Raw genomic sequence first — 1111 nt, 5'->3', positions numbered from 1 at the left:
GGGCTATTGCGGTATTTTGAGCTTGGGTCATGGTGCATTTTTCGCGCTTGGTGGCTACGGCATGGGCATGTATTTAATGCGTCAGATTGGTGACCGTGGTGTCTATGGTCACCCTGAGCTACCTGACTTTATGGTCTTTCTGAATTGGCAAGAGCTACCTTGGTTCTGGCAGGGTATGGATCAATTCTGGTTTGCGATGATCATGGTGGCATTGGTGCCTGGCTTGCTAGCTTTCGTGTTCGGTTGGTTGGCATTCAGGTCTCGAGTCACGGGTGTATATCTATCGATCATGACGCAAGCACTGACTTATGCATTGATGCTGTCTTTCTACCGAAACGAGATGGGTTTTGGCGGGACCAACGGCTTAACAGATTTCAAAGAGATACTAGGCTTTGATTTACAAGCAGACAGCACGCGAATTGGTTTGTTTGTCGCCACCTCTGTCATATTGTGTTTAGTGTTGCTTGCGAGCCATGCGATATTTAAATCACGCTTTGGCAAGGTTATTGTCGCGATTCGTGATGGTGAAAACAGAGCACGTTTTATTGGCTATCGTACTGAGCGCTATAAAGTTTGGTTGTTCGTCTACTCAGCTGTGATTGCGGCAGTAGCGGGTGCCTTGTACGTTCCTCAAGTCGGTATTATTAACCCAGGTGAATTCTCACCCATTAACTCTATCGAAATGGTGATCTGGGTAGCAGTGGGTGGCCGAGGAACTTTGATTGGTGCAGTTATCGGTGCATTGTTAGTGAATTTTGCGAAGACTAAATTCACCGCGATTATGCCAGATGGTTGGTTATTCGCATTGGGTGCCTTGTTTGTCTTCGTTACGCTTTACTTACCAAAAGGCCTGATGGGCTTAATGGAGCAAATTAGAGACAAGCGAACGCTAAAGAAGAATAAATTAGAAACCGGGGAGACAGCATCATGAATGTATTGGATACAACTCGAGAAACGATGCGTCGAGACCAAGTATGGAGTTTCATGCGCGAAGACGATGTGCATGTTGATGTATCGAAGAACGTGATTCTCTATATCGAAGGCTTGTCAGTCAGTTTCGACGGCTTTAAAGCACTGAATGACATGAACCTCTATATCAATGATGGTGAAC

Annotated in this window: 1 protein-coding gene and 1 pseudogene; both read left to right on the top strand. The window is 45.7% G+C overall.

All coding sequences use genetic code 11. The annotated features are described in order from the left end of the window. Positions 1-931: urea ABC transporter permease subunit UrtC (gene urtC, locus A3729_RS08180; protein WP_068633606.1), on the top strand; the 931-nt coding region annotated here is incomplete at its 5' end. Next, positions 928-1111, top strand: a pseudogene (locus A3729_RS08175) (ABC transporter ATP-binding protein); the annotation flags it as partial. The gene urtC and the pseudogene A3729_RS08175, both read left to right, overlap by 4 nt.

The organism is Oleiphilus sp. HI0043 (genome assembly GCF_001634935.1).
The sequence above is the reverse complement of the archived record's forward strand: the minus strand, read 5'-3'. Positions and strand labels throughout refer to the sequence as shown.